The sequence below is a fragment of the Pseudomonas fluorescens genome, from assembly GCF_900215245.1.
In the GTDB taxonomy this organism is placed as follows: Bacteria; Pseudomonadota; Gammaproteobacteria; order Pseudomonadales; family Pseudomonadaceae; genus Aquipseudomonas; species Aquipseudomonas fluorescens.
In genome coordinates, this window is record NZ_LT907842.1 from 5,263,292 (window position 1) to 5,288,541 (window position 25,250).

At 61.2% G+C, this 25,250-nt stretch carries 18 protein-coding genes and 1 pseudogene; 15 read left to right on the forward strand and 4 right to left on the reverse strand.

Translation table 11 applies throughout. From position 1 onward, the window contains the following. Positions 1-4 precede the first annotated feature (4 nt). Positions 5-2,302, forward strand: coding sequence for a KAP family P-loop NTPase fold protein (locus tag CPH89_RS24410; protein WP_053256206.1), 2,298 nt, complete (start codon positions 5-7; stop codon positions 2,300-2,302). A gap of 140 nt (positions 2,303-2,442) precedes the next feature. Here the strand turns inward: CPH89_RS24410 and CPH89_RS24415 are convergent, their stop codons facing one another. Genes CPH89_RS24415 through mexE form a run of 3 tightly spaced genes read right to left on the reverse strand, consistent with a single transcriptional unit; the run spans position 2,443 to position 8,291 of the window. After that, positions 2,443-3,858 carry an efflux transporter outer membrane subunit gene (locus CPH89_RS24415; protein ID WP_053256205.1) on the reverse strand — a complete coding sequence of 472 codons (1,416 nt, stop codon included), beginning with the start codon at positions 3,856-3,858 and terminating at the stop codon, positions 2,443-2,445. Then, positions 3,855-7,034 carry an efflux RND transporter permease subunit gene (locus CPH89_RS24420; RefSeq protein WP_053256204.1) on the reverse strand — a complete coding sequence of 1,060 codons (3,180 nt, stop codon included), beginning with the start codon at positions 7,032-7,034 and terminating at the stop codon, positions 3,855-3,857. Before CPH89_RS24420 ends, CPH89_RS24415 begins: the two co-directional genes overlap by 4 nt. Positions 7,035-7,049: 15 nt before the next feature. Continuing rightward, complete coding sequence (gene mexE / locus CPH89_RS24425; RefSeq protein ID WP_053256203.1) at positions 7,050-8,291, reverse strand: multidrug efflux RND transporter periplasmic adaptor subunit MexE; 1,242 nt, start codon at positions 8,289-8,291, stop codon at positions 7,050-7,052. Positions 8,292-9,129: 838 nt separating this feature from the next. On the opposite strand from mexE, the gene CPH89_RS24430 reads away from it, so the two are divergent. From CPH89_RS24430 to CPH89_RS24475, 10 genes are all read left to right on the forward strand, one after another. Continuing rightward, positions 9,130-9,783 (forward strand): cysteine hydrolase family protein, encoded by a 654-nt coding sequence (locus CPH89_RS24430; protein WP_053256526.1) that lies wholly within the window; start codon positions 9,130-9,132, stop codon positions 9,781-9,783. A gap of 36 nt (positions 9,784-9,819) precedes the next feature. Next, positions 9,820-10,731 carry a LysR family transcriptional regulator gene (locus CPH89_RS24435; protein ID WP_053256202.1) on the forward strand — a complete coding sequence of 304 codons (912 nt, stop codon included), beginning with the start codon at positions 9,820-9,822 and terminating at the stop codon, positions 10,729-10,731. A 32-nt stretch (positions 10,732-10,763) separates the two neighbouring features. Beyond that, on the forward strand, positions 10,764-12,833 hold the full coding sequence (locus CPH89_RS24440) for a prolyl oligopeptidase family serine peptidase (RefSeq protein WP_053256201.1): 2,070 nt from the start codon (positions 10,764-10,766) through the stop codon (positions 12,831-12,833). A gap of 318 nt (positions 12,834-13,151) precedes the next feature. Further along, positions 13,152-14,960 (forward strand): ABC transporter ATP-binding protein, encoded by a 1,809-nt coding sequence (locus tag CPH89_RS24445; protein ID WP_053256525.1) that lies wholly within the window; start codon positions 13,152-13,154, stop codon positions 14,958-14,960. A gap of 208 nt (positions 14,961-15,168) precedes the next feature. Further along, complete coding sequence (locus tag CPH89_RS24450; RefSeq protein ID WP_053256200.1) at positions 15,169-16,116, forward strand: AraC family transcriptional regulator; 948 nt, start codon at positions 15,169-15,171, stop codon at positions 16,114-16,116. Positions 16,117-16,223: 107 nt separating this feature from the next. Then, the gene (locus CPH89_RS24455; protein ID WP_053256199.1) at positions 16,224-17,600 is read left to right on the forward strand and encodes an SRPBCC family protein; all 1,377 of its coding nucleotides are present in this window, start codon (positions 16,224-16,226) and stop codon (positions 17,598-17,600) included. Continuing rightward, a complete protein-coding gene (gene benB, locus CPH89_RS24460) occupies positions 17,597-18,085 on the forward strand; it encodes a benzoate 1,2-dioxygenase small subunit (protein WP_053256198.1) in 489 nt (162 codons plus the stop codon). The genes CPH89_RS24455 and benB overlap by 4 nt, the downstream gene beginning before the upstream one ends. A gap of 10 nt (positions 18,086-18,095) precedes the next feature. Further along, entirely contained in the window at positions 18,096-19,118 is a 1,023-nt protein-coding gene (benC, locus tag CPH89_RS24465) for a benzoate 1,2-dioxygenase electron transfer component BenC (RefSeq protein WP_053256197.1), read from the forward strand. Between the two features lie 10 nt (positions 19,119-19,128). After that, positions 19,129-19,890: a 1,6-dihydroxycyclohexa-2,4-diene-1-carboxylate dehydrogenase gene (locus CPH89_RS24470; protein WP_053256196.1), complete on the forward strand. Its 762-nt coding sequence runs from the start codon at positions 19,129-19,131 to the stop codon at positions 19,888-19,890. Positions 19,891-19,944: 54 nt separating this feature from the next. Beyond that, positions 19,945-21,279, forward strand: a complete 1,335-nt coding sequence (locus tag CPH89_RS24475; RefSeq protein WP_053256195.1) for an MFS transporter — start codon at positions 19,945-19,947, stop codon at positions 21,277-21,279. A gap of 133 nt (positions 21,280-21,412) precedes the next feature. Here CPH89_RS24475 and CPH89_RS24480 read toward each other — a convergent pair. Beyond that, positions 21,413-21,753 (reverse strand): annotated as a pseudogene (locus CPH89_RS24480) (TetR/AcrR family transcriptional regulator); the annotation flags it as partial. Positions 21,754-22,112: 359 nt separating this feature from the next. Between CPH89_RS24480 and CPH89_RS24485 the strand changes: the two are divergent. The 4 genes from CPH89_RS24485 (at position 22,113) to CPH89_RS24500 (ending at position 25,239) form a co-directional block, all read left to right on the forward strand. After that, positions 22,113-22,781, forward strand: coding sequence for a GntR family transcriptional regulator (locus CPH89_RS24485; RefSeq protein WP_053256194.1), 669 nt, complete (start codon positions 22,113-22,115; stop codon positions 22,779-22,781). Between the two features lie 77 nt (positions 22,782-22,858). Further along, positions 22,859-23,668, forward strand: a complete 810-nt coding sequence (locus CPH89_RS24490; RefSeq protein ID WP_053256193.1) for an ABC transporter substrate-binding protein — start codon at positions 22,859-22,861, stop codon at positions 23,666-23,668. Between the two features lie 12 nt (positions 23,669-23,680). Beyond that, the gene (locus CPH89_RS24495) at positions 23,681-24,457 is read left to right on the forward strand and encodes an amino acid ABC transporter permease (RefSeq protein ID WP_053256192.1); all 777 of its coding nucleotides are present in this window, start codon (positions 23,681-23,683) and stop codon (positions 24,455-24,457) included. Positions 24,458-24,459: 2 nt separating this feature from the next. Continuing rightward, positions 24,460-25,239: an amino acid ABC transporter ATP-binding protein gene (locus CPH89_RS24500; RefSeq protein WP_053256191.1), complete on the forward strand. Its 780-nt coding sequence runs from the start codon at positions 24,460-24,462 to the stop codon at positions 25,237-25,239. The last annotated feature ends 11 nt before the right edge of the window (positions 25,240-25,250 follow it).

Here is a 25,250-nt window from a genome sequence, read left to right on the forward strand (position 1 = left end):
GTAAATGTTATCGACACTCAGGAAGTGGAAAAAGCCGCGCGTAAAGGTTGAAAGAGAGGAGCCAACGCTCGTCACTGAAATAGAGGAATCAACGCGTGTACAGGGTGTTGAGTTTGCGAATTCGCAACCGGGCCATGACGCTGCCAGATTGCTTAGGTCAGAGGATTATCTCGACCGTTGGCCGGTAGCGCAGTCGATGTACCGGGCTATCAAGACAGCGCCTGCCGGGTTTTCCACGCGCATCGGTTTGTACGGCGAGTGGGGGGCAGGAAAGACCAGCGTGTTGAACTTTCTGCACAACATTGCGATGGCCAATGAGGACGTGGTCGTCCATGTATCTGCAGGGCGCGCGGCAGATGTTGACAGTTTTATAAGCACTCTCTGTAACAAGATGAGCGTCGAAATAAAACGCATGGGGCTCAAGCCGTACGGGCCCGCGGAGCGCAGGCGAAAGCTTGCAGCTGTTTCGTCGAGTGCCGCGGCAGTCACCAGCGCAACCGGTCAGGTAGTGGGCAAGATGGACGGCGATATCGCCACGACTATCTCCATGGGCGCAGCGTTCGTGGCAACTGTCGCAACTACCATGATGGACCGGTTGAAGCTGACCCTGGAGGAGCTTGAAGGTCTGCGTGAGGTCCTGGCCAAGCGTGGCGCCCGAGTCATTGTTTTTATCGACGATCTTGATCGAGCCGATCCGGCTATTCTGCCAAGCACGCTGATGACCTTGCGTGATTATCTCGACTGGCCGGATTTTGCATTTGTGCTGGCGTTCGACAAAGAGATCATTACGTGTTCGCTCAAGGAGTATTCCACCGCGTTTTCTTCTTCTCGCCAGCCATTCCTTGACAAGATTGTCGACCTTGCATTTGAACTGGAACCGCTATCTGCGCACCAGTGTAAGCATCTGAGCGAACGGGCCTTGGCAGAGTGTTGCGACTTCATTCCTGAGCAGGCCAGGACCAATACGGCGCAGTGGTTTCCCGACAACCCGCGCAAGGTGCGTGCCATTGCACGTGAGTTGGGGTGCCTTCGTGATGTTGCAGTGCGTCACGGTGACGGCGAGCTTAAATGGGAGGCGATTATTCTTCAGACGCTGCTCAGGCGCGAAGTGCCAGCGTGCGCAAAAATTGTCGAGCAGAGGCTGTTGGGCAAAGGCAAGATGGCGCTCGCACTTTCTTTAGGGCCTGATAGCAAAACAGAAGCCTTTGCGGTGCACCAGGCGGTCTTTGAAGCATCCGGATATGGGCTGGAAAGTGCAGCGCTCCATCGCTTGCGTCAACTGATCGAGAAATTGCAAGGCTTGCGCAACTTTCAAGAGTCCGAGCAGATCGACTACGAAATGAGCCTGGTAACGCACGTGCCTTGCTTCACCCAACGTGAACTTATGGATGTAATAACGCAGTGGTCCATGAGTCATCGTGATGCGTTGCCGGATGAAGCGCTACGAGCGGCCGCGTTCAGAGGCCAAACGACTCTGGACATTTGTGCCTCGCGCTTTTTGAACATGACCCTTGATCAGTATGCAATTTGCAATAGAGAACTCAAAGGGCAGACATTCAAAGCGCAACACAACAAGACTCAGGAACACGCTCTAGCAATCATCCATTTTCTTGAAAAACTGGTTGCACCACAGCGAGGTGCTGCGTTGGTAAATGCAGCGAGCAGCCTTCAGATATGCAGTCGGATGTTGGACCTGTTCACCACGCATTCCAGTGTTGCTGACTCTGAGTTACGCAGTGCCGAGCTGCGCATCCTCGAGTGTGTCGCGCAGCGCTGCGTGGACAGGGCGCAGTTGTATTACCAGTGCGTGCGGTACCGGAGCGAAGCGCCACTCCCTCAGCTTGTTCAGAGCGTCAGTGATATAACAGTGGGTGCAGCGGTGGACGAAGCGTTGGCGCTATTTACAACCGCCAGTGGCATGAGCCTGTGCCGAATGCAAAGCGCGCCGAATCCACTTCTGGAGATAGTGCGTCGTCACGATTCAGCGCTTTACACCGTTGAGAACAAGGAACGGTTGCGTCAGTTGCTGCTGGGTGACGAGGGCGAAGAGCGTCGTAGCGTAATGGCGTGGAACTGCATGGAATATTTGCGAATACTAATAGATCGTTCAAATGATTTTTCACTGTTTTGCACGCACCATCGACCAATGCTAGAGGCGTGCTGGAGTGCTGTCATCGGCGAGGAATGGGTTTCCAGTGGTGAAGAACAAGTGATGTCCTTGCATCACCGTCTCTGCCTGTGGATCGGAGAGTCGCTTCCTCTTCCTCACTGGGCTAAGGCGTCTCAGCCCACGACTGCATAGTCCACTCCCATCGGTTGTCAGTGATTTACTCCCGTCAATCCGTGAAGGTCATTGCAAACATCAAAAAAAAGCCCCGCGACCGAATGGACCGCAGGGCTAAAAAATTGGCTGGATGCGACCAACCAAAGGAGCTCTTTACCTCACTGGCTGCTGGCGACGACGGTGTCCGGCTGCCAGCCGCCACCGAGGGCTTTGTAGATCGCGACAATCCCGCGATACAAATCCACTTCGGCCTGGGCCTGTGAGTCTTCCGCCGCCAGGCGCTCACGTTGCGCGTCGAGCAGCACCAGGAAGTCCACGGTGCCTTCGCGATAGCGGATCGCGGCAAGGTCGGCGGCGGCGCGGCTGGATTCACTTTGACGAATCAGCGAGACCAGGCGCTGCTGGCGTTTGCCGTAATCACTGAAGGCATTTTCCGATTCTTCCAATGCCAGCAACACGTGCTGCTCATACGTCGCCAGGGCGCCATCGGCCTCGGCATTCGCGCCGCGCAAACGCGCACGCACGCTGCCCAGGTCAAACGCTGCCCACGTGATGCTCGGGCCGAGGGACCAGGCATTTGCCGCCGCCGAGCCGATCTGCGAACCGCGCCCGGCGGTAAAGCCGAGGAAGCCGCTGAGGCTGACCCGTGGGAACAGGTCCGCCTTGGCTACGCCGATACGGGCGGTGGCGGCGGCCAGTTTGCGTTCGGCACTGAGAATGTCCGGGCGACGTTGCAGCAGTTGCCCCGGGTCACCGATTGGCAACGCCTTGGCAATCGCCGGCAGGTCTTTCGGGCTCAGGTCCACGCTCAGCTTGTCGGGGCGCTGGCCGAGGAGGGTGGCGATGCGGTTACGCTCGCGCACTTGCTCGGCTTGCAGTTGCGGCACGCTGGCTTCAACTGCCGCCAGGCGCGCATCGGCGCGTTCCACGTCGAGCTGGTCGCCGACGCCTGCATCACGCAGGCTGACGGTGATGGTGCGCGATTCCTGCTGGTTCTTCAGGTTGTCCAAGGCGATGCGTTCGCGCAGCTGGGCGCCGCGCAGTTGGCCGTAAGCGTCTACCAATTCGGCGATCATGGTGACTTGCAGTTGGTACAGGTCGGCTTCCGCCACCTGTTGGTCAGCGTCGCTGGCTTCGAGGTTGCGGCGGATGCGGCCGAACAAATCGACTTCCCAGGCCATGTCCAGGCCCAGGTCGTAGCGTTCGCTGTTGACCCGTTTGGTGGTCTGGCCCGGGATCTGGCCTTTGCCCACATCACTGCTGGCGCGAGAGGTAACGACCGGCATGATGTCGGTGGCCACGTCATCACGGATGGCGCGTGCCGCCCGCAGACGGGCGAAGGCCACCCGCAGGTCGCGGTTACCGCTCAGCGACTGAGTCACCAGTTGGTTGAGGGTCGGGTCCTCGAACTGCTGCCACCAGATGCCTTCGTACCGGGCGTGGTCATAGCTTTTGGTGTCGGCGGCGGCCGTGATATTGGCCGCCTCCAATTTTTCGGTGGTGTAGTCCGGGCCGACGGCACAGGCGCTCAGCGCCACTACCAGCAGGCTCGGCAGAAAGACTTTCACACTCATTGCTGTGTCTCCAGCTTCAAGGCCTTGGCCGCTTTGCGCGCTTCGCTGCGCTCCACATAGCGACGGATCAATACGTAGAACACTGGTGTCAGCAACAGGCCGAAGAAGGTCACCCCGATCATCCCGGAGAACACCGCCACGCCCATGGCATGACGCATCTCGGCACCGGCACCGCTGGACAACACCAGTGGCACCACACCCATGATGAAGGCGAACGAGGTCATCAGGATCGGCCGCAGACGCAGGCGGCAGGCTTCCAGTACCGCAGCGAGCGGATCGAGCCCCTCGGCCTGTTTATCCTTGGCGAACTCGACGATCAGAATCGCGTTCTTGCACGCCAGGCCCACCAGTACGATCAAGCCGATCTGGGTAAAGATGTTGTTGTCGCCGCCGGAGATGATCACCCCGGTAATGGCCGACAGCAGCGTCATCGGTACGATCAGGATGACCGCCAGCGGCAGGCTCCAGCTTTCGTATTGGGCCGCGAGTACCAGGAACGCCAGCAGTACGCAGAGCGGGAACACGAACAGTGCAGTGTTGCCCGAGAGGATTTGCTGATAAGTCAGGTCGGTCCACTCGTAGGTCATGCCGTTGGGCAGTTCCTCTTTCAGCAGCTTTTCAATCGCCGCCTGGGCCTGGCCGGAGCTGTAGCCCGGTGCGGCGTTGCCGTTGATTTCGGCGGTGATAAAGCCGTTGTAGTGCATCACACGGTCCGGCCCCGAGGTGTCGCTGACCTTGATGAAGGTCGCCAGCGGGATCATCTCGCCTTTGTTGTTGCGCACTTTCAACTGGCCGATCTGGTCTTCATCCTGGCGGAACTGCTGCTCAGCCTGCACGTTGACTTGATAGGTCCGGCCGAAGCGGTTGAAGTCGTTGGCATACAACGAACCCAGGTAGATCTGCAGGGTGTCGAAGATGTCGCTGACCGCCACGCCGTGGGTCTTGGCCTTTTCGCGGTCGATGGCGGCATCGACCTGGGGCACGTTGACCGTGTAGCTGGTGAACAGGCCGAACAACTCCGGCGTGGTACGGCTCTTGGTGATGATGTTCTGCACTTCTTTGTACAGCTCGTCATACCCCAGGTTGCCACGGTCTTCGATCTGCAGGCGGAACCCGCCAATCGTGCCCAGGCCCTGTACCGGCGGCGGTGGGAAGATTGCCATGTAGGCTTCTTCGATGCTGCTGTACTTGCCGTTCAGTGCACCGGCAATCGCACCGGCCGACATGCTCGGGTCTTTACGTTCGTCGAACGGCTTCAAGGTCACGAACACGATGCCGCTGTTCGGGCTGTTGGTGAACCCGTTGATCGACAGGCCCGGGAACGCTACTGCGGCTTCGACACCCGGTTGCTTCAGCGCAATGTCGGACATGCGCTTGATCACCTCTTCAGTGCGGTCCAGGCTCGCAGCGTCCGGCAATTGCGCGAAGGCCACCAGGTATTGCTTGTCCTGGGCCGGTACGAAGCCGGTGGGGGTGTGGGCAAAACCGAACCAGGTCAGCACCATCAACCCGGCATACAGGAACAAGGCGATACCGCTGCCACGAATAACCCGGCGTACGGTGCCGACGTAGCCATGGCTGGCCTTGACGAAGAAGCGGTTGAAGGGACGGAACAACCAGCCGCCGAAGATCTTGTCGAGCACCTTGGAGAAGCGATCCTTCGGCGCATCATGACCGCGCAGCAACACGGCGGCGAGGGCTGGGGACAAGGTCAGCGAGTTGAAAGCGGAAATCACTGTCGATATCGCGATGGTCAACGCGAACTGCTTATAGAACTGCCCGGTCAAGCCGCTGATAAAGGCCGCCGGAATGAACACCGCACACAGCACCAACGCCGTGGCGATGATCGGGCCGGTCACTTCGCTCATGGCCTTTTCAGTGGCCTGGAAGGGTTGCAGCCCCAACTCGATATTACGCTCGACGTTCTCCACCACCACGATGGCGTCGTCCACCACGATACCGATCGCCAGTACCAGGCCGAACAGCGACAGCGCGTTAAGCGAGAAGCCAAACAGGTGCATCACCGCAAACGTACCGATCAACGATACCGGCACCGCCACCAACGGAATGATCGAGGCGCGCCAGGTTTGCAGGAACAGAATCACCACCAGCACCACCAGGATCAGTGCTTCGAACAGGGTGTGCACCACCGCTTCGATGGAGCCACGCACGAAGATGGTCGGGTCATAGACGATGCTGTAGTCCATCCCTTGCGGGAAGTTCTTTTTCAGCTCTTCCATCTTGCCGCGCACTTCGTTGGAGATCTCGATGGCGTTGGAGCCCGGGCGCTGGAAGATCGGGATCGCCACCGCCGGCTGGTTGTTGAGCAACGAACGCAGGGCATATTGGCTCGAACCCAGCTCGACCCGTGCGATGTCCTTCAGGCGGGTGATTTCACCGTTATCGCCTGCGCGAATAATGATGTTCTCGAACTCTTCCTCCGTCACCAGACGGCCCTGAGTGTTCACCGACAACTGGAAGCTGGTGGCATTCGGCGCAGGCTGCGCACCGAGGGCACCGGCGGCCACTTGGCGGTTTTGCTCGCGGATCGCATTGACTACATCAGTGGCGGTCAGGTTGCGCGACGCGGTCTTGTTCGGGTCCAGCCATACACGCAGGGAGTAGTCGCCCATGCCGAACAGCTGCACATCACCCACGCCGCCCAGGCGTGCCAGCTCATCCTTCACATTGAGCAAGGCGTAGTTGGACAGGTAGAGCATGTCGTAACGCTGATCCGGTGAGGTCAAGTGCACCACCATGGTCAGGTCGGGGGAGGCCTTGTCCACGGTGATGCCGATGCGCGTGACTTCCTCAGGCAGTTTCGGCTGAGTCCGCGTCACTCGGTTTTGCACCTGCACCTGCGCGTTGTCCAGGTCGGTGCCCAGGGCGAAGGTGATGGTCAGGGTCAGCTTGCCGTCGGCGGTGGACTGCGAGGACATGTACAGCATGTTCTCGACGCCGGTGATGGCTTGCTCCAGGGGCGCGGCCACGGTTTCACCGATGACTTTGGGGTTGGCACCCGGGAAGTTGGCGCGGACCACGACGGTCGGCGGCACGACTTCCGGGTATTCGCTGATCGGCAGTTGGAACAGCGAGATTGCACCCGCGATCAGGATCAACAGCGACAGCACCGCTGCGAAGATCGGCCGTGAAATGAAGAACTTGGAAAAATTCATCTTGAGTTGTATCCCTTAACCGCGTGGAGTCGCGACGGCTGCGAGCTTGGGCGCGGCTTTATTCGGCGCCACTTGCTCCAGGTTGCTGGCTTCAAGCGCTTGTCGTTGTTGTGCCAAGGCGGCGAGGGTTTCCTTGCTGGCCATCGGGATCGTTTCCGGTGCAACCGGCGAACCCGGGCGAATGCGCTGCAGGCCCTTCACGACGATGGTGTCGTCCTTGTTCAAACCGCTGCGCACGATGCGCAGGCCTTCGATCTTCGGCCCCAGTTCCACCGAGCGATAAGCCGGTTTGTCGCCGTCCATCACCAGCACGAACTTCTTGCCCAGGTCGGTGCCGACCGCTTCGTCATTGATCAACACCGCGGAGTAGGTCCCGCTGCCGACCAGCTTCAAGCGGGCATACAGGCCAGGGGTGTATTCGCCCTTGCTGTTATCGAACACGGCGCGGCCACGGATGGTGCCGGTGGCCGGGTTGACTTGGTTGTCGACGAAGTTCATCTGGCCCAGGTGCGGGTTGCCGGTTTCATTCGACAGGCCCAGGTACACTGGTGTGGTCGCGCCACGGCGGCCTTCGCGGGCCAGTTCGGTGTACTTGAGGTACACGCGCTCGTCGGCGTCGAAGTAGGCGTAGACCTTGTCGGTGGACACGACGCTGGTCAGCGGCGTGGTGTCGGCGGTCACCAGGTTGCCGGCGGTGATTTCGGCACGGCTGACGCGGCCGCTGATCGGCGCGGTTACGCGGGTGAAACTCAGGTTCAGCTTGGCGAGGTCCAACTGCGCCTGAATCCCGGCGACAGCCGCGCGGGCTTCCTGGGCAGCGGTGGTGCGCGAGTCGGCCAGTTCGGCGGAAATCGCGTTGCTCTGACGCAGGCGTTCGCCCCGTTGCGCTTCATTATCGCTACGGGTCGCGGCGGCTTTGGTTTGGGCAAGCTGGGCTTCGAGACGGCGCACTTCAGCCTGGAACGGACGCGGGTCGATCTGGAACAGCAAGTCGCCTTTCTTCACCAGGGCGCCCTCGATGAAAGCAATCTGGTCGATCTGGCCGGACACCCGCGGACGAATCTGCACGGTTTCCGGCGCTTCCAGGCGACCGGTGAATTCATCCCACTCGTTGACCGGTTGTTCGAGCACCTTGGCCACGCTGATTTTCGCAGGGGGCATGGCGGCCGCTTGTTCCGGAGTTTTGCCGCACGCGCTCATGACCACCACGGCCAAAATCGCCAGGGGGAAGCGCAAATGTTTGAGTGACTGTTCCATGGAGTGCATCCGCCAATGTATTTGAGATGGGCGGATCATGCGCGGCGAGGTGCTATGTCACGAATCGAATGAAGCAAAGGTAACTATCATTCGGAATGATATAAGCGCGAGATTAGCCCTCTAGGATGCGGGTTTCGTTAGGCAGCTATCAATGGGCTTGATGACAAAGGTCTATTGCGCAGCGTGCAAGGAACACGGCCATCGTCGTGCTGTCGCCGGCCAATGGCATTCAAACCGCTCGACCCATTGATCCATCCCAACGCGCTTATTCCGACGCTTTGACGGTGACCGCAGCCGAAATCGAAACGCCCAGTCAATACAGGCGTCCACCGCCGATGATAAACAGCACCAGCATGCCGAACATGTAATGCGCCGGCTGCGTTGCCAGCAGCCCTGCGCACAGCATGAGGCCCAACCGAACCCGCCTTGGCTCGCCACTGCAGCTCACCGCTGGGCGCGACCTTGAGCCGCGTCGGTGCATCGCCTATGGCGGGTTTGACGGGCGCGTCAGCGCGTGGCGTTGTGGCCTGGGTTAAAGGTCGTCAAGCGCAGCCCAAGGTCCGCACGGTAGTTGATGCGCTGGTGACGGGGCTGGGCGCGCTTGATTAAACGTTCGCGTGACTTCGTATCTGTGCATAAACAGCACAGGTATTGTTTGCTTATGTGCGTGGATCAAACAGCAGGGCCTGCTTAAGCTGGCCTCGTCAACCCGACGACTGCTTAAGGAAACCCGCTCATGTCCCATGCCATCACTGCTGCTCAAACGACCCTGCGCGCCGCAAACGCTGTCAGCGTGCCGCACGTGATTAAATCCGTCATCGCCGGCCTTGGCCTGCTGATGAGCCTCGGACAATCTGCCGTCGCCGCCGATGCCCCGGCCAATGCGCAGCCGACCATCCGTGCCATGTTCGGTGCCAAGCCGACCGACCAGTTGGACCCGAAAACCACCGCGTTGCTGGTGATCGACTTCCAGAACGAATACTTCACGGGCCGCATGCCGATCCCGGATGGCATGACAGCGCTGGCCAACACCCAGCGCTTGATTGCGTTTGCCGACAAGCAACATATTCCGGTGATCCACGTGCAGCACTTGGCTGCGGAGGGCGCAGCGGTGTTTGCCAAGGGCGGTAAAACGGTGAACTTCCACCCGTTGATGCAGCCGCGTGCACAGGACAAAGTCATTCAAAAAACCACCGTGAGTGTGTTCGCCAGCAGCGATATCGACGCCCAGTTGAAGCAAGCCGGAATCAAGACGCTGATCATTTCCGGGCTGATGACCCACGCCTGTGTCGCCGGTGCTGCGCGTGACGCGGTGCCGTTGGGCTACGACGTTGTGGTAGCATCCGATGCCACTGCCACCCGCGCAATCACTCGCGCCAATGGGGATTCGGTGTCCAAGGACGCGTTGCACAATGCGGCGCTGGCGGAAATCGAAGACACCTTCGGTTCGGTGCTGAGCACTGCGCAAATCGTCGCCTTGCCCGTGCACTGATCCACCGGACTGCTCGCCTGGAGTCACACTCGCTTCATGAACCAGTTATCTGCCATGCGCGCCTTTCGGTGCATCGTCGAGGCCAAGGGCTTCTCTGCGGCGGCAGAGCGGCTCGACACCACCCACTCGACGATTTCCCGGCAATTGCAGCAACTGGAAGTGGCGCTGGGCGTTCAGTTGATCAACCGCAACACCCGGCGTTTCAGCCTGACCAGCCCCGGTGAGCACTACTTCGCAGCGTGCGTCGATATTCTCGATCGCCTTGATGCGGCCGCCCTGGCCATGGCGCAGGGGCACCAGCAACCCAAAGGCCTGTTGCGGGTCAGCGTGCCGCTGGTGGTCGGCACGCTGGACTTGCCGCACTGGCTGCCGGGTTTCCAGAAGCGCTACCCCGATATCGAACTTGAGCTGTGCTGCGACGATCAGTTCGTCGACCTGGTCGCCGAAGGGTTCGACGTGGCTATCCGTATCGCCAGTGGACTGGCTGACACCACGCTGGTCGCACGCACCCTGACGGTTTCAAAGTTGGTCCTGGTGGCGTCGCCCGCCTATGTAAACAGCCACGGTTTGCCACGCACGGCCCAGGAACTCGACGGCCATCGCTTGCTGGCGTTTATCGGCGCCTCATCCGACTGGGAGCTGTGCCCGCCGCGTGGTGCGCCGGTCAAGGTCACGCCAACGGGGCAGTTCAACACCAATACCCTCAGCGCCTTGCACGCCGCTGCACTGGCCGGCGCCGGCATTGCGTGTTTTACCCAGGCCACCGTGCGCGCTAATTTTGCGCAAGGGCAACTCGTCTCCATTCTGCCCAACTATTCGCTGGGCCAACGGCATTACTTCGCGCTCTATCCGCAATCAAGGTATCTGGCGCCCAACGTCAGGGCGTTTGTCGATTACATGGCCGACTTCTACGCGCCGCAAGGGCAAACCGTGAACGCTCACGGGTAATTTTTCAGTACCGCTTTCGACAGGATTCGATCATGTCAAACCTCCCAACAGAACCCACCACCTTCCACGATCCGTACCAATGGCTTGAAGAGGTCGACAGTGCCAGGGCGCTGGACTGGGTACGGGCGCAAAACCAGAAGACCGATACACGCCTCGCGCAATCGGACAGCTTCAAGGCGCTGCAAGCCGAGCTTCTGGCGGTGCTCGATAGCGACAGCAATATCCCTTTCGTGGAAAAAATCGGCACGCACTATTACAACTTCTGGATTGACGCCGCCCACCCACGTGGACTGTGGCGTCGCACCACGCTGGAGGAGTACCGCAAGGTCCAACCCGCCTGGGAAACTGTGCTGGACATCGACGCGTTGAACACCCTTGAGGGCGAGAACTGGGTATGGCATGGCGCCAACTGCCTGCGACCGGGCCATTCGCAATCGACCTATCAGCGCTGCCTGATTGAACTGTCCCGTGGCGGGGCGGATGCCAGCGTCACGCGCGAATTTGATCTGGTCGGCAAAACCTGGGTTGAAGACGGCTTCCAACTGCCGGAATCCAAGGGCGGAATGGGCTGGATCGACCAGGACAGCGTGTATGTGTTCACTGATTTCGGTGCGGCCAGCATGACGCGCTCGGGCTACCCGCGCATCGTCAAACAGTGGCAGCGCGGAACGCCGTTGAGCGCGGCCACTGTTGTGTACGAAGGTCAGCACGACGATATGTATATTGCGGCGATGCACGACAGTACGCCGGGCTACGCGCGTGATTTTGTCAGCCGTACGCTGGCGTTCTACAACGATGAGCTATACCTGCGGGCCGACGACGGCAAACTGCGCAAAATCGACGCGCCTGACTCAGCCGAAAAGTCAGTGCACAAAGACTGGCTGCTGCTGAAATTACGGGACGACTGGCCAGTGGGTGACGGCTATGTCGCCGGCTCGTTATTGGCGATCAAGTTTGAACAGTTCATGGCCGGCGGGCGCGATTTCGACGTGTTGTTTGCGCCGTCTGACAGCACCTCGCTGGCGGACATGGACTGGACGCGCAATCACTTGGTGCTGAACATTCTGGATGACGTCAGGAATCGTCTCAGCGTGTTGACGCCCAGCAATGAAGGATGGACGCGCAGCGCATTTATCGGCGCGCCGCCGATGGCGACGGTGGACGTGAGTGCGGTCGACAGCGATGACAGTGACGCGGTCTGGCTGGTTACCCGGGACTACCTCACGCCGGTCACGCTTTCACTGGCTGAAATCGGCGCTGAACCGCATGCGCTGAAAGCCATGCCGGCGTTCTTCGATGCAAGTCGCCATGTTGTGCAGCAGCATTTTGCAGTGTCGAGGGATGGCACCCGTGTGCCGTATTTCCTGGTGCATGAGCAAGGGTTGCAGTACGACGGCAGTGCGCCAACCTTGCTGTATGGCTACGGCGGTTTCGAGTATTCGCTGTGCCCGGAATATTCCGGCGGGCTGGGCCGCGCCTGGCTTGCCAAAGGCGGGGTGTATGCCGTCGCCAACATTCGCGGCGGTGGCGAATACGGGCCGCGCTGGCACCAGGCCGCACTCAAGCACAATCGCGCGCGTGCCTACGAAGATTTTGCCGCAGTGGCGCAAGACCTGATCAGCCGAAAAGTCACCGCGCCCCGGCACTTGGGCGTGCAAGGTGGCAGCAATGGCGGCCTGTTGGTCGGCAACATGCTGACCCAGTACCCTGAACTGTTAGGCGCCGTAGTCGTGCAGGTGCCGTTGCTCGATATGCAGCGCTATCACCACTTACTGGCCGGGGCTTCGTGGATGGAAGAATACGGCAACCCGGACGTACCCGAAGAGTGGGCCTACATCCAGACGTTTTCGCCTTACCACCTGTTCGACCCGGCGCAGACCTACCCGCCAGTGTTGTTCACCACCTCGACCCGTGATGACCGCGTACACCCGGCCCACGCCCGCAAGTTGGCGGCCAGGATGATCGAGGCCAACCAGGACGTCACCTATTACGAGAACATCGAAGGCGGCCATGGGGGGGCGGCGGATAACGCGCAGAGTGCGTACATGAAAGCGTTGGTCTACCGCTTTTTGTGGGAGCGGTTGAGCGTCGGCGGGGCTTGACCGACGCCGGCGGCTCAGAGGCTGTCCGCGTCGCCGAGAACATTGTGACGGGGCTCTAGAGCGGTAGCGTCAGGCGAAAAAATGGCGTTAGTCCCCATTTACGCCCCTAACGCCGCCACTATGCGCGTGATCAAAGAAGCCTGAAGCGCCCGAAGTGTCCTACCCTCAGCAATCCTCTCCACGGGCGTTACAAGGCGGTGGGCAGGCGCAACTAGCTGGGCGCTTCGGCGTCGCGCGCGCCGTTGGATGTGCGCAACACCATCGCCTGCCATAATCCACCCGTTTCACCCCAGCCCCCACACGGAGTCCATGCCATTCATGGTGCTGTTCAATCGATTGAGCGCGTTTTCCAGCCAGGCGCGCAGGGCACTGAAGTTGGTGTGGGGGACGTCGCGTCCCTTATTTATAGGCTTGCTGTTGGCCACCATCATTGCCGGTCTGTTGCCTGCGCTGGCTGCCTGGATCGGCCAGCGTATTGTCGATGGCGTGGTGCACGCGATGCAGATTCATGCAGCCGGCAGCCAGGCGCCCGTGTGGCCAGTGATGCAGTACGTGCTGGCCGAGGCGGGCGTGTTGGCGCTGCTGGCCGCCGCCCAGCGTGCATTGTCAATGCAGCAATCGTTGCTGCGGGTGCAGTTGGGGGTGAAGGTCAACCTGATGATTCTGGAGAAAGCCCAGACCCTCTCACTCCTGCAATTTGAAGACGCCGAGTTTCACGACAAGCTGGTGCGCGTGCGCCAGGGCGCGTCGACACGGCCGCTGAGCCTGGTAACCAAGGGCCTGGGGTTGGTGCAGAACCTGATCGCGCTGATCAGCTTTGCCGTGCTGTTAGTGCACTTTTCGCCGTGGGCGCTGGTGATTCTGGTGGTCGGCGCCTTACCGGTGTTCTTCGCCGAGACGCATTTCTCGGGCAATGCATTTCGCCTGTTTCACCGGCGCGCGCCCGAGACCCGTCAGCAGAATTACCTGGAATCGCTGCTGTCCCACGAGACCCATGCCAAAGAGGTCAAGCTGTTCGGCCTGGCGCCGCTGTTCCTCCAGCGCTACCGCGATAACGCTCGGCGCTTGTACACCGAGGACCGCCAGTTGACGGTGCGTCGCGATGCCTGGGGCTTTGCCCTGGGCCTGCTGGGCACCGCGGCGTTTTATGTGGCTTACGCCTGGGTGGTGCTGGACACCGTGCGCGGCCAGACCAGCCTGGGACAGATGACCATGTACATCGTGCTGTTCAAGCAGGGGCAAAGCGCGATCACCGCCAGCCTCAGCGCAATTGCCGGCCTGTATGACGACAGTCTGTTTCTGTCGGACCTTTATGAGTACCTGCTAACCCCCGTGGTCGTGCCGAGTGGCCGGCTTACCCAGGGCGCGCGTCCCGGCGACGGTCTGCGCTGCGAGCACGTGGGGTTCAGTTACCCCGGCGCTGAGCGGCCGGCATTGACGGACATCAACCTGCACTTGGCGCCGGGGCAAAGCCTTGCCCTGGTGGGCGAGAATGGCTCGGGCAAAACCAGCCTGATCAAACTGCTCACGCGCCTGTATACCCCACACGAGGGGCGCATTCTGCTGGATGGCAGCGACTTGCAAGACTGGGATGAACAGACACTGCGCCAGCGCATTGGGGTGATTTTCCAGGATTACATCCGCTACCAGATGACCGTCGGCGAGAACCTTGGCGTGGGTGACGTCGATGCGCTGAACGACGAGGCGCGCTGGCGCACGGCCGCCACCCAGGGGGTGGCCGCCGAGTTCATCGAACGCCTGAGCAAGGCCTACGGCACACCGTTAGGGCGCTGGCTCGGCGGCCAGGAGTTGTCGGGTGGGCAATGGCAGAAAGTCGCCTTGTCACGCGCGTATATGCGCCAGGAGGCGGATCTGCTGATTCTTGACGAGCCGACGGCCGCGCTGGACGCCGGCGCCGAGGCGGCGGTGTTCGAGCACTTTCGCGAACACGCCAAGGGCCGCATGACGTTGTTGATTTCCCATCGATTCTCCAGCGTGCGCAATGCCGACCACATCATCGTGCTGGACGGCGGGCGAATCCTTGAGGAGGGCAGCCATCACCAGCTGATGGCGGCGGGTGGGCGCTATGCCGAGTTGTTCGATGTTCAGGCGCGGGGGTATCGCTAGGTCCCCGCCCAATCCGGCCAAGGGTATTGTTTCAAAGTTTTAGCACGCCATGCCCACCTCAAGCCCTGTGCACCCCGATGCGCCGCTGAAAGCCTGGCGCAGAACGCCTGACAATACCTCCAGGGTATCCCTTCAGACTTTTTCCATATTGGACGCCCCCGTACCCAGGCGTCAGCCTGAGCCCAATAACGATAAAAGAGTCGCAACCATGACCGTGCTATTGAGTGAGCGCAGCCAGATTTTCCGGGGCGCCGATGCCTACGCGGTGTCGGACTACGTCAACCAGCACGTGGGCAGCCACTGCATTCGCCTGCCTCCCAAGGGCCGGCCCCGGGCGAGTATCAGCCATCGCACCTTCGCCAGCCTGGACCTGTGCCGCATCAGCTACGGCGCACCGGTACGGGTCACATCGGTGGCGCTGGAGACCATCTATCACCTGCAGATCCTGTTGCGCGGGCATTGCCGCTCCAGTTCGCGTGGCGAGGATGACGTGTTCGGGCCGGGGGAAATCCTGCTGATCAACCCGGACGATCCGGTCGACCTGACCTATTCCGCCGACTGCGAGAAATTCATCATCAAACTGCCGGTGCGCCTGCTGGAAAACGCCTGCCTGGAGCAGCACTGGAGCCTGCCGCAGGTGGGCATCCGCTTCGCGACGGCGCGCCACGCGCTCAGTGAAATGGGCGGCTTCCTGCCGTTGCTCGGGCTGATCTGCCATGAGGCGGAAAACGCTGCCGAGCCCCACACGCAGGGCCTGTACGAACGCATCGTGGCCAACAAGCTGCTGGCATTGCTGGGCAGTAATGTGTCGCGGGTGATCCCCCAGGCTGCCCATGGCGGTGGGTTTGAAGCGGTGCGCGAATTTATCCAGCAGCACCTGGGCGATGACATCAGCGTCGAGCAGTTGATGGCCGTGGCCAACGTCAGCGAACGTTCGCTGTACAGCCTGTTTGCGCGCCAGGTGGGGTTGTCGCCGCGCGAGTATGTACGCCGCTGCAAGCTCGAACGGGTGCACGCACGCTTGCAACTGAGCAGCACGCGCAGCGTGACCGAGGTGGCTTTGGATCATGGCTTCATGCACTTGGGGCGGTTTTCCGAGGCCTATCGCAAACGCTTCGGCGAACTGCCGTCGCAGACCTGGAAACGCCATCGTTAAGCGACGTGCGCCTGGCGGATAGCGATGTGCAGGCAGCGGATATTGACGCGCAGGGCGAACACGTACGGTGAGGGCGCCTGATACAAGAACAACGGAGGGCCCGCCCCATGATCAGTACACTCGACCGACTCGCCTGCCAATTGCGCGAGTCCGTACAGGAAGACCCCGCCACTGGGGTGTTCCGCTGCCGCCGCGACATCTTTACCGACCCCGACCTGTTTGCCCTGGAGATGAAACACCTCTTCGAAGGCGGCTGGATCTACCTGGCCCATGAAAGCCAGGTGCCGCAGATCAACGATTACTTCACCACCTGGATCGGCCGCCAGCCGGTGGTCATCACCCGTGACAAACACGCCGTGCTGCATGGCCTGGTCAACGCCTGCGCGCATCGCGGCGCCATGTTGTGCCGGCGTAAACAAGGCAACAAGGGCTCATTCACTTGCCCCTTCCATGGCTGGACGTTCAGCAACGCCGGCAAGCTGCTCAAGGTAAAGGACGCGAAGACCGGCGCCTACCCGGACAGCTTCGACTGCGACGGCTCCCATGACCTCAAGCGCCTGGCGCGCTTTGAAAACTACCGCGGTTTCCTGTTCGGCAGCCTCAGCGATGCGGTGCCCGAACTCTGCGATTATCTGGGCGAAACCCGCGTGATCATCGACCAGATGGTCGACCAGGCGCCTTTGGGCCTGGAGGTGCTGCGCGGCAGCTCATCCTATGTCTATGACGGCAACTGGAAGCTGCAAATCGAAAACGGCGCCGACGGTTACCACGTCAGCTCCGTGCACTGGAACTACTCGGCGACCATGGGTCGGCGCAACTACGAAGCCGAAGGCACGCGCACCGTCGACGCCAATGGCTGGTCGAAAAGCCTGGGCGGCGTCTACGCCTTCGACCACGGGCATATCCTGCTGTGGACGCGCCTGCTCAACCCCGAAGTGCGCCCGGTGCACGCTCACCGCGAGGCCTTGGCCGAACGCCTGGGCCAGGCGCGCGCCGACTTTATCGTCGACCAGACCCGCAACCTCTGCCTCTACCCCAATGTGTACCTGATGGACCAGTTCTCGACCCAGATCCGCGTGGTGCGCCCCCTCGCCGTGGATAAAACCGAAGTGACCATCTATTGCATGGCGCCCATCGGCGAAAGCGCCCAGGAGCGCGCCACGCGGATTCGCCAGTACGAAGACTTCTTCAACGTCAGCGGCATGGGCACCCCGGACGACCTTGAGGAATTCCGCGCCTGCCAGACCGGTTACCAGGGCGCGAGCACCCTGTGGAATGACTTGAGCCGTGGCGCCAGGCAGTGGGTCGAAGGCGCGGACGACAATGCCTTGGCCATGGGCATGCAACCGCAGCTCAGCGGGGTCAAGACCGAGGACGAGGGCTTGTTTGTGCGCCAGCATGCGCACTGGGCCCAAAGCCTGCAGCGTGCGATCGAGCGCGAGCAGCAAGGGCTGATTGCCAGCGACCGCGAGGTGCAGCCATGAGCCTTGCCCGTGACCACCTGCTGGATTTTCTCTACCGTGAAGCGCGCCTGCTCGACGACCGCCAATGGGATGACTGGCTGGCCTGCTATTCGCCCAAGGCCGAGTTCTGGATGCCCGCCTGGGACGATCACGACACCCTCACCGAAGACCCGCAGCGCGAAATCTCGCTGATCTACTACCCCAACCGTGACGGCCTGGAAGACCGCATCTTCCGCATCAAGACCGAGCGCTCCAGCGCCAGCACGCCCGAGCCGCGCACTGTGCACATGCTGTGCAACCTCGAAGTGCTGGCCGCCGACGGCGCGCAGGTGGACCTGCGTTTCAACTGGCACACCCTCAGCCATCGCTACAAAACCACCGACAGTTATTTCGGTACCTCCTTCTATCGCCTCGACATCGGTGCCGAACAGCCGCTGATCACGCGCAAGAAGGTGGTGCTGAAAAACGACTACATCCACCAGGTCATCGACATCTACCACATCTGAGGACACCGCCATGACGTATGCCATTGCCCTGAACTTCGAGGATGGGGTGACCCGCTTCATCGACTGCAAGGTGGGGGAAAAGGTGCTCGATGCCGCCTTCCGCCAACGCATCAACCTGCCCATGGACTGCTCGGACGGTGTCTGCGGCACCTGCAAATGCCGCTGTGAAACCGGCACCTACGACTTGGGCGACGACTATATCGACGATGCCCTGAGCGCCGACGAAGCGCAGGCGCGCCAGGTACTGACCTGCCAGATGGTGCCGCAGTCCGACTGCGTGATCGCCGTGCCGGTGCCGTCCAGCGCCTGCAAGACTGGCACCACGCACTTTGCCGCGACGCTGGCCGGCATCACCCGACATGCCGATGCCGCGCTGGAGGTGAGTTTCGCGCTGGACCAGGCGCCGGTATTCCTGCCCGGCCAGTACGTGAATATCAGCGTGCCCGACAGTGGGCAGACACGCGCTTACTCCTTCAGCAGTCGCCCGGGCGACACGCGCGCCAGCTTCCTGATCAAACACGTGCCCGGCGGGTTGATGAGCAGTTGGCTCGAGCGCGCCCGGCCGGGCGACAGCGTGGCGATCACTGGCCCACTGGGCAGTTTCTACCTGCGTGAGGTGGCGCGGCCGCTGCTGTTACTGGCCGGTGGTACCGGCCTAGCGCCGTTCCTGTCGATGCTTGAAGTGCTCGCGCAGCGCCAGGAGACCCGGCCGATCCGGTTGATCTATGGCGTAACGCGGGACCAGGACCTGGTGATGGTCGAGGCGTTGCAGGCGATTACCGCGCGTTTGCCCGACTTCAACCTGGTGACCTGCGTGGCGGATCCGCACACCACTCACCCGCGCCAGGGCTATGTGACCCAGCACATGGCCGACGAAGCCCTTAATGGCGGCGATGTCGACGTGTACCTGTGCGGCCCGCCGCCGATGGTCGATGCGGTGCGCGAGCACTTCAAGCAGCAGGGCGTGACCCCGGCCAGCTTCCATTACGAGAAATTCACCGCTAACGCCGTCGCCACGTGCGATGCCGCCTGAGGACTGCCGCATGACTCAACGGTTTAACAACAAGGTCGCGCTGGTCACCGGCGCTGCCCAAGGGATCGGCCGACGGGTCGCCGAGCGTTTGCTGGAGGAGGGCGCCTGGCTGGTCGCGGTGGATCGCTCCGAGCTGGTGCATGAATTGCCGCATGAGCGAGCGCTGCTGCTGACCGCCGACCTGGAACACTACAGCGAGTGCGCGCGGGTGATGGCCGCCGCCACGGCGCGTTTCGGGCGCATCGACGTGCTGGTCAATAACGTCGGCGGGACCATCTGGGCCAAGCCTTTCGAGCATTACGCCGAGGCTGAAATCGAGGCCGAAGTGCGCCGCTCGCTGTTCCCTACGTTGTGGTGCTGCCATTGCGTGCTGCCCTACATGCTGGAGCAGGGCGCAGGCGCCATCGTCAACGTGTCTTCCGTGGCGACGCGTGGCGTCAATCGCGTGCCGTATGGCGCGGCCAAGGGCGGCGTGAATGCCTTGACGGCCTGTCTGGCCCTGGAGACTGCCGGCAGCGGGATTCGCGTCAACGCCACCGCGCCCGGCGGCACCGAGGCGCCACCACGGCGCATTCCGCGCAACAGCCAGCCGCAGAGCGAGCAGGAGCGGGTGTGGTACCAGCAGATCGTCGACCAGACCCTCGACAGCAGCCCGATGAAACGCTACGGCAGCATCGACGAACAAGCTGGCGCGATTCTGTTCCTGGCGTGCGACGAGGCCTCCTATATCACCGGCGTGACCTTGCCGGTGGGCGGCGGCGACCTCGGCTAAGGCGTTTTCCAGCAGCTGACACTGACTCACAACAACAATAAAGAGAGCACTGCCATGCGTAGCCATGATGTCCATTCGATTATCGATAATGCCCCGTTCAACCGCTTCCACGGGTTGATTGTGAGCCTGTGTGCCTTGCTGTTGATCTTTGACGGCTACGACTTGTTTATCTACGGCGTAGTCCTGCCGTCAATCATGCGCGAGTGGGGGCTGACGCCGTTGCAGGCTGGCGCGCTGGGCAGCTATGCGCTGTTCGGCATGATGTTCGGTGCGCTGATTTTCGGCACCCTGGCGGACCGTTTCGGGCGCAAGAAAGGCATCGTGTTCTGTTTCACCCTGTTCAGTCTGGCCACCGTCGTCAATGGTGTTGCCAGCAGCCCAACCGAGTTCGGTCTCTGCCGTTTTATCGCCGGGCTCGGCTGCGGCGGGTTGATGCCCAACGCGGCGGCGCTGATCAACGAATACGCGCCGAAGAAATTCCGCAGCACCTTGATGGCCTTCATGTTCAGCGGCTACTCCCTGGGCGGCACGCTCGCCGCCAGCGTTGGGATTTTCATGCTGCCGGCCTATGGTTGGCAGTCGATGTTTTTTGTGGCGGTGATTCCGCTGCTGCTGTTGCCACTGATTGTGTACGGGCTGCCTGAATCCATCGGCTTCCTGATCCGCCAGGGCCGGCAAGACAAGGCTCGCGCGCTGCTTAATCGGTTGTCGCCAGGCACCAGGATCGAGGTCGACGATGCGCTGGTGATCGCCGACAGCAAAGGTACAGGCGCCTCGGTGGTGGAGCTGTTCCGGCATGGCCTGGCGGTGCGTACGGCGATGATCTGGGTCGCGTTTTTCTGCTGCCTGCTGATGGTCTACGCATTGAGTTCGTGGCTGCCCAAGCTGATGGCCGGTGCCGGTTACAGCCTGGGGTCGAGCCTGTCGTTCCTGATCGCGCTGAACCTGGGCGGCATGGCCGGGGCGCTGCTCGGCGGCCGGTTGGGCGACCGCCTGAACCTGATGAAAGTGGTGATCTGCTTCTTCGCCGCGGCCATGGTCTCGATCAGCCTGCTGGGCATCAATAGCCCGATGCCGGTCCTGTACCTGCTGATCTTCGTCGCGGGTGCCACCACCATTGGTACGCAGATCCTGCTGTACGCGGGGGCTGCGCAGCTCTATGGCTTGTCGATTCGCGCCACGGGCCTGGGCTGGGCGTCCGGCATCGGTCGCAATGGCGCGATTGTCGGCCCGCTGTTGGGCGGCGCGCTGATGGCGATCGAACTGCCTCTGCAACTGAATTTCATGGTCTTTGCGATCCCCGGCGCGATTGCGGCGCTGGCGATGACGGTATTTGCCCTGAATGAGCGGCGCACCCGTATTGCCTTGCCCGCCGCCGCGGCGCTGTGACTGCCAAATGCTTACGGGCAATGGTCCAGTGCGTCGCGTGAACTGCGTGGAGGGTGATGTCGCACTTTGCCCACATACGCTCAAAGGACTTGAGCATGGCGCTAGGGTTGATCGGCCGAACAGCCTTCCAGACGATCCTTTGTATGACCGCATCGGCGCTGGTCTTTGTGATAAGCCGACGCTGACTGTTATCAACCTTCGGGCTCAGCCCTGTGGGTAGGCTGTTCAGCATGGGCAAAATTGCAGTGAGCGCACCCTCGCGCAACAGGCCGCCGGGCTGATGGCCCAACTGGCCGACCCACTTCATGAGTGCTGACTCATAGGCGGGCCTTAAACGCTCAACGCTTGCCTGCAGCGGGGCGCGCCCAGGCAATTGGCATCCATGACCGCTAACTTGAAGTGCCCGCTCATCTGTTCAGGCAATTTAAGATGGCCTTCGATCAGTTTTGTCAGGCGTTGCGCGAAGTCAAGGCGGGTAGCCGTATGGCCATACCCAAATTCAGCAAGGATTGAATGTCGGACCTTGGGGCTGAGTAAACGCTGAAGCCTTCCCGCCACGTCCGCCGTCATGAGCAACTGCTGGAAGCGCTCCAGAAAGACCGCCTCGGCGCGGGTCATCTTTTGTCGCACACCCGCTACTTGTTTGCACAGAAACAGACCGCCGCTGTGCCATTTAGTAGCACATGGCTATTTGTTCTTGCGGCATCGATCCCGCGTATAAACCAAAGATCGCATTCGAATCAGTGAGTTAACCCGCACCAAACGTTGTTGGCACGCCCCGTGCTTTATTGCATCCATGGATAATTGGATACAAAAATACAAAGAGGCTGCCAATGCAATTTTCCCCCACTTATGGTGACCGCCAGCCTCTCACTGCCGAAGAGGAGGCCTACAACTTCCTCCTCGACGCCATCTGCGGCGGTCGTTTGCGCAAAGGCGATCGGTTGATTGCCGAGGACATCGCCAGTGAGATCGGCATGAGCCGCATGCCAGTGCGCGAAGCCTTCCGCCGCTTGGATGCCCAGGGCCTGGTGACTTTGCGGCCCAATCGCGGCGCTGTCGTCGGTGGCCTGGATATCGATGAACTGCACGAAGTGTTCGAGATGCGTAGCGCTCTCGAAGGCCTGGCAGTGCGTGTGGCAGTGGCACGCATCGGCGAGCGTCAATTGGCTGCACTGGAACGTATGCTCGATGAGATGGACGACTACCGTGACGAAAGTGCCGCCTGGGTCAGCCGGCACCGCGCGTTTCACGAATACTTGTGCAGCCTCAGCGGGCGCCCGCGGTTGATGAAGCAGATCTCGGCACTGTACTCGCTGGTCGAGGCGCCCATGCGCCTGTGGTTGCAGCACGGCGAGAAACCCCTCAGCGCCCGCCAGGAACACGCAGTAATCCTTGACGCCATCCGCTCCGGCGACGCGGCCCGCGCCGAGGCCGTAGTGCGCGAACACATCGAAGGCACCGTGCCGGCGCTGATTCAATTCCTGCAATCGGAAAAATAACCAGAGGTGGGCCCGAGCCCGCCCGTGTTTTGACTTTGAGTCCTGCCCCGTTAACCAACGAACTGGAGTGTCTGGTCATGCATAAACAACGCCGCGCCTTGCTGGTGGCTGTAACCCTTGGTCTCTGCACACAATGGGCGGCGGCTGCGCCCCAGGTACCGGAGCGATTGCAGAAAGTCGACAAACTTGTCTACTGCTCGGGGATGGATTCACCGCCCTTGGTGTCCTTCGACGAATCCCAGAAGCCGCGTGGGCTCACCGTCGACCTGGGCCTGGAAATCGCCAAGCGCCTGGGCAATAAAACCGTGCAATGGCGGGTCATTCCGTTTTCCGGCCTGGTGCCGGCACTGCTTGCCCAACAGTGCGACATGATCGTCGACCAACTGTTCGACAAGCCCGAGCGGCGCCAGGTAATCGATATCGTCAACTACATGTATTCCAGCCAGGCGGTGGTGGTGCCCAAGGGCAACCCCAAAGGCATCAAGACCCTGGATGATCTGTCCGCGCACAAGGTGGCAGTGCTCAACGGCTCTACCATCAAGACCCTGCTCGACACCCAGAACGAGAGCCTCGCCAAGGCTGGCAAGCCACCGATGAAACTGGTGGTCTACAACACCGACACCGATGCATTCCAGGCGCTGCGCATCAGCCAGGTCGACGCCTATGGCACCACCGTGGAAACCGCCGGTTACTACGCGGCGATGGCCCCGGAGCTGTTTCAGGAAGGGGTGCCTGCATTCAGCCGCATCCTCACCGGCCTGGGCATGCGCAAGGACGACCCGCAACTGACCGCCGCCGTGCAGCAGATCATCAGCGACATGCGCAGCGACGGCAGCTATGTGCAATTGCTCAACAAATGGCATGTCAGCAGCGACACACTTGACTGAGGTTCCACCACGATGAATTTCAATTGGGATGTGTTCTGGCAATACCTGCTGCAGCCCAGTGGGGTCTACCTCACCGGGCTGTGGCTGACGTGCCTGATCAGCGTGCTGGCGATGCTGCTCGGCTGTGTGCTGGGCCTGGCGGCGGCGCTGTTGCGTCTGTCGAAGAACCCGCTGCTGCACCTGCCGGTACGCCTTTACGTGTGGCTGATGCGCGGCACGCCGTTGCTGGTGCAGATCGTGTTTTTGTACACCGCACTGGCAGCGGGCGGGATCTTCCGCTTCGAGGACATTGAGCTGTTCGGGTTGATCATCCCCGGCAATATCCAGGCGGCGATCATCGCCCTGGGCCTGAATGAAGGCGCGTACATGGCCGAAATCATCCGCGCCGGCATTGGCGCGGTGGACAAGGGCCAGTACGAAGCCGGGCGTTCCCTGGGCATGGGGTTCGGCAAGCTGATGCGGCGCATCGTGCTGCCTCAGGCGTTTCGGGTGATCGTGCCGCCGCTGGGCAATGAGTTCAATGTGATGCTCAAGAACACCACGCTGGTGAGTGTGATCGGCGTGCAGGAGTTGTTGCTCAGCACGCAGATGGTGACCTCGGCGACGTTTCGCGTATTCGAGTTGTACCTGGTCGTCGCGATCTACTTCCTGACCTTGACCACGCTGTGGGGCTTTTTCCAACGCTGGCTCGAAAACCGTTTCGGCCAGTCCGATCGACCTTCGGCGCCACCTCCGGCCGCCAGCCGCATGTTCGGTCGCAGCACCCTGAAACTGCTGAGGGGACGTTAACCATGGCGCACCAAAGTGAAGAGCTGATCATTGACGCACAGGATATCCAGAAGTCGTTCGGCGAGTTGCAGATCCTCAAGGGCATTTCCCTGCAAGTGCGGCGCGGCGAAGTGGTCGTGCTGATCGGCGCCTCCGGCTCCGGCAAGACCACCTTTATCCGCTGCATCAACCTGCTGGAAGACATCCAGGGCGGGCGCATTCGCGTCAATGGCCGCGCCATGGGCTATCGCGAACGTGCCGATGGCAGCCTGGTGCGCGATTCGGAGCGCAACATCGCCCGTCAGCGCCGCGACATCGGCATGGTGTTCCAGCGCTTCAACCTGTTCCCGCACATGACCGCATTGGAAAACATCATCGAAGCGCCGATCCAGGTGCTCGGCGTACCGCGTGCCCAGGCGCTGGAACAGGCTCGGGGCTTGCTGGCGCGGGTCGGCCTGGCGGACAAGGCCAGCCACTACCCGTCGATGCTCTCCGGCGGCCAGCAGCAGCGGGTGGCGATTGCGCGTGCCCTGGCGATGAAACCCCAGGCGATGTTGTTTGACGAGCCCACCAGCGCCCTCGACCCGGAAACCGTCGGCGAAGTGCTGCAGGTGATGAAGGAGTTGGCCGAGGAGGGCATGACCATGGTGGTGGTCACCCACGAAATGGGCTTTGCCCGTGAAGTGGCCGACCGCGTGGTGGTGCTCGACCAGGGCGAACTGATCGAACAAGGGCCGCCGGAGCAGATTTTCAGCCATCCCAGCCATCCGCGGACCCGGGCGTTTCTCAGCCGCGTGTTATGACCTTTTTTGAA

Excerpts from the sequence above, each read along its gene's own strand:
- benB (WP_053256198.1), top strand. The coding sequence starts at position 17,597 with ATGAGCCTTGCCCGTGACCACCTGCTGGATTTTCTCTACCGTGAAGCG.
- CPH89_RS24470 (WP_053256196.1), top strand. The coding sequence starts at position 19,129 with ATGACTCAACGGTTTAACAACAAGGTCGCGCTGGTCACCGGCGCTGCC.
- mexE (WP_053256203.1), bottom strand. The coding sequence starts at position 8,291 with ATGGAACAGTCACTCAAACATTTGCGCTTCCCCCTGGCGATTTTGGCC.
- CPH89_RS24415 (WP_053256205.1), bottom strand. The coding sequence starts at position 3,858 with ATGAGTGTGAAAGTCTTTCTGCCGAGCCTGCTGGTAGTGGCGCTGAGC.
- CPH89_RS24450 (WP_053256200.1), top strand. The coding sequence starts at position 15,169 with ATGACCGTGCTATTGAGTGAGCGCAGCCAGATTTTCCGGGGCGCCGAT.
- CPH89_RS24430 (WP_053256526.1), top strand. The coding sequence starts at position 9,130 with ATGAGCCTCGGACAATCTGCCGTCGCCGCCGATGCCCCGGCCAATGCG.
- CPH89_RS24440 (WP_053256201.1), top strand. The coding sequence starts at position 10,764 with ATGTCAAACCTCCCAACAGAACCCACCACCTTCCACGATCCGTACCAA.
- CPH89_RS24485 (WP_053256194.1), top strand. The coding sequence starts at position 22,113 with ATGCAATTTTCCCCCACTTATGGTGACCGCCAGCCTCTCACTGCCGAA.
- CPH89_RS24445 (WP_053256525.1), top strand. The coding sequence starts at position 13,152 with ATGGTGCTGTTCAATCGATTGAGCGCGTTTTCCAGCCAGGCGCGCAGG.
- CPH89_RS24500 (WP_053256191.1), top strand. The coding sequence starts at position 24,460 with ATGGCGCACCAAAGTGAAGAGCTGATCATTGACGCACAGGATATCCAG.
- CPH89_RS24435 (WP_053256202.1), top strand. The coding sequence starts at position 9,820 with ATGAACCAGTTATCTGCCATGCGCGCCTTTCGGTGCATCGTCGAGGCC.
- CPH89_RS24410 (WP_053256206.1), top strand. The coding sequence starts at position 5 with ATGTTATCGACACTCAGGAAGTGGAAAAAGCCGCGCGTAAAGGTTGAA.
- benC (WP_053256197.1), top strand. The coding sequence starts at position 18,096 with ATGACGTATGCCATTGCCCTGAACTTCGAGGATGGGGTGACCCGCTTC.
- CPH89_RS24475 (WP_053256195.1), top strand. The coding sequence starts at position 19,945 with ATGCGTAGCCATGATGTCCATTCGATTATCGATAATGCCCCGTTCAAC.
- CPH89_RS24455 (WP_053256199.1), top strand. The coding sequence starts at position 16,224 with ATGATCAGTACACTCGACCGACTCGCCTGCCAATTGCGCGAGTCCGTA.
- CPH89_RS24420 (WP_053256204.1), bottom strand. The coding sequence starts at position 7,034 with ATGAATTTTTCCAAGTTCTTCATTTCACGGCCGATCTTCGCAGCGGTG.
- CPH89_RS24490 (WP_053256193.1), top strand. The coding sequence starts at position 22,859 with ATGCATAAACAACGCCGCGCCTTGCTGGTGGCTGTAACCCTTGGTCTC.
- CPH89_RS24495 (WP_053256192.1), top strand. The coding sequence starts at position 23,681 with ATGAATTTCAATTGGGATGTGTTCTGGCAATACCTGCTGCAGCCCAGT.